3 protein-coding genes and 1 pseudogene are annotated in these 2,719 nt (G+C 33.6%); 1 reads left to right on the top strand and 3 read right to left on the bottom strand.

Annotated features, from left to right (window positions below; translation table 11 throughout):
* Window positions 1-481 precede the first annotated feature (481 nt).
* From RQ893_RS08980 to RQ893_RS08975, 3 genes are all read right to left on the bottom strand, one after another.
* Entirely contained in the window at window positions 482-625 is a 144-nt protein-coding gene (locus RQ893_RS08980) for a hypothetical protein (RefSeq protein WP_155813650.1), read from the bottom strand.
* A 149-nt stretch (window positions 626-774) separates the two neighbouring features.
* Window positions 775-1,551 (bottom strand): ABC transporter permease, encoded by a 777-nt coding sequence (locus tag RQ893_RS09115; RefSeq protein ID WP_004351068.1) that lies wholly within the window; start codon window positions 1,549-1,551, stop codon window positions 775-777.
* Entirely contained in the window at window positions 1,548-2,450 is a 903-nt protein-coding gene (locus RQ893_RS08975) for an ABC transporter ATP-binding protein (RefSeq protein ID WP_025073256.1), read from the bottom strand. The genes RQ893_RS09115 and RQ893_RS08975 overlap by 4 nt, the downstream gene beginning before the upstream one ends.
* 119 nt (window positions 2,451-2,569) lie before the next feature.
* Here RQ893_RS08975 and RQ893_RS08970 point away from each other — a divergent pair.
* Window positions 2,570-2,719 (top strand): annotated as a pseudogene (locus RQ893_RS08970) (IS982 family transposase); the annotation flags it as partial.

Genomic DNA, 2,719 nt, shown 5'->3' with positions numbered 1-2,719 from the left:
GGCATACGCTAAGAGTACAGCCATTGAAGACGACCTATAAGCGCGAATAAACATGATCAGTATTGCCATTGTTGGTGGTGGACGTTGCAATATCACAAATTCGTTCGCGCAAGATTATGTGAAGAAAACCATCAGCATCCCATCCAACAAACAGCTCACCGTGCATCTGGCTCCGGGCGGTGGCTTCACCATGAAAATGAATTAACGCGTAATCTCTCACAGCGTTCCTTTTCCTTGAGTGTTGGGCATACCGTGATGACGAGTTGATGAGCACGGCGAATAATCGTGCTCAGATGCAAGAAAACAGTACACACCCTAACATAGTTGGAAAACGATACAAGGGAAACACTGGGTAAAAGGCCAAAAACATAGCGTCCAGAGCGATGCTCTGGACGCTATGTTTTTGGGTTTTCAATACGATTTAGTACGTACAATACTATTTGATTTTTACAGCTGAACAGCTGTTTGATTACTGCAACCTTTATTCCTGTTCAATTTCAGCACCAAGTCGCAGCGTGTTGCCAAGGTCGGCCAGCTTGACCCAATAATTGGATTTGCTCAATCCCGAAAGTGACTCCAGAAGTTCAAACAGGTCGTGACTGCGATATTGTGAGTAGTATTTCATCTAGATTCTTGAATGTTTTAACATCCAAAGGTAGTCATTTTGGGCGAATTGACTAAATTTTATACAACATAAATAGTTAATTGTCAGATAGTTATAGTTAATTAGCAGACCCTAATTAATTATTTGATTTTTTCACCGAAGGGTATCTTTTATTTTTTCCTTATAAATACAAAAAATGAGATAACGACAAAGAATAGCGCATAGGCTATGTTTACGTATTCGCCTTTCGAAAAGTTTATTATCCCGCTATAAAAACAATAGTTTAATCTCCACACTGTACTATAGGGTATAAGGTAGATATAATCTTTATTTTGAGCAATAATACAAAAAATCGTCATGAGGCTAGCAAACCCAATGGGTAAAACAAAACTCTTAAAAATCAAACTAAGATAATATTGTATAAATGAAACAGCAGAAAGTGCTATAAACAAATACGAAAAATAAGAAGCTATTAGGTTATTAACATTATAACTGGAGAATTCATATCCAGGTAATAACTTATCCAGAGCAAAACCAGACAGGAGGAAAGTAAGATAACCTATAAGGAAAGAAATAAAGTTAATCTCTAAAAGGAAGACTATTTTGCTCGAATAAATTGTCAGCTTGCTAATTGGTCTTGTAAAAAGAAGTCTAAATCCATAATTCTTATATTCTACATCGCATAAAGAATAACTCAAAATGGCTGCAAGAATTGGATAAAGCAGAGCATAGAAGTCGAAGATGTATCTACCCAATACCCATACCCAAGGATTATAATCAATAGTTATTGCCGGATTATAGATATCATCAGCATGTTTATGCAAAACATATATATCGATGCATAAAGTCATGAACAAAGGAAATAGCAAGAAAAGCCAAATGGCACTATTAAATCTTAATTTATAGTGTTCACTTTTAAGAATAGTAAAGAACGATATAGGTTTCATAAGTCGGTTTTTATTAGATGAAGGAATACAGACTCCAAATTTTCTTGGTATGTATCTGCAAATAAAATTTGAATGTGGTTTTGTTGCATTAATTTTTTAAAACTGTCAAAGGAACCATCTTGCTCTATTTCTATAATAAGCGTTCCATCAGAGATCCTTTTTGTGGGAATCAAGTGTTCTTTACATATCTTCATGCATCGTTCCGGTTGGTCCGTATGTATTAAATAAGATTGCTTTTTCTGATTGAGTAGACTATTAATTTCTCCTTGAAACAATAATCTTTTATTATTTAATATTCCGATGTGTGTGCATATTTTCTCCATTTCAGCTAAGATATGTCCTGAAATGAAAATAGTTTTTCCTTTACTTTTAAGTTTGAGCATTAGCTCTCTCATTTCAAAAACACCTTGAGGATCTAGTCCATTGAGTGGTTCGTCAAGAATGAGTAATTTAGGATTATGAAACATTGCCATCGCAATTCCCAAGCGTTGTTTCATTCCTGTAGAATATTTTCTAACTTTTTTGTCTTTATCTTTAGTCAAATTCACAAGCTCTAGAACCTCTTGAATGCGTTTTTGTCCACAATGATATAGTATATCCAAATAGTTTAGATTCTCATAGGCACTCAAATCTGCATAGAAGAATGGATGTTCAATCAAGCATCCTATATTTTGAAGGATATGCAATCTGTTGGAATGAAATTCTTTTTTATTGAAAAATACCGTATTTATTTTAGTTTGCTCCAATCCTAAAAGTATCTTTATCGTTGTTGATTTACCCTCTCCATTTTTGCCTAAGTATCCATAAATGGAACCTTCTGGAATCTTCAAGTTAATGTCTTCTAATACAGAATGATTTCTGTAGTTAAAAGTGAGATGGCTAGTTTCAAGTATATTCATAATCAACACTTTCTTTTAAAATTATTCGTATTTAAATGATTTAATATAATCCTGTAGCTCTTCTTTAGAACTATTTGATATTCTATACCCGTTGGCGAAATTAATTGAAGTTGATAAACATGAATAAAAAGTTGCACATGTCGTTAATTTTTAGTAACTTAGTAGTATTCAAAACGTTAAGTTTAAACCATCGTATGCACAACCTTTATACAAAATTCGTCAAAATACTTGAGATATGCAAGCAATTCTCTGAAAATCTCGTCAATGAA

Origin of the sequence: uncultured Anaerococcus sp., assembly GCF_963510915.1 — a bacterium.
Classification (GTDB): domain Bacteria; phylum Bacillota; class Clostridia; order Tissierellales; family Peptoniphilaceae; genus Anaerococcus.
This window is presented reverse-complemented; position numbering and strand designations above follow the sequence as displayed.

Coding starts and splice junctions, on each gene's coding strand:
- RQ893_RS08980 (WP_155813650.1), bottom strand. CDS start 625: ATGAAATACTACTCACAATATCGCAGTCACGACCTGTTTGAACTTCTG.
- RQ893_RS09115 (WP_004351068.1), bottom strand. CDS start 1,551: ATGAAACCTATATCGTTCTTTACTATTCTTAAAAGTGAACACTATAAA.
- RQ893_RS08975 (WP_025073256.1), bottom strand. CDS start 2,450: ATGAATATACTTGAAACTAGCCATCTCACTTTTAACTACAGAAATCAT.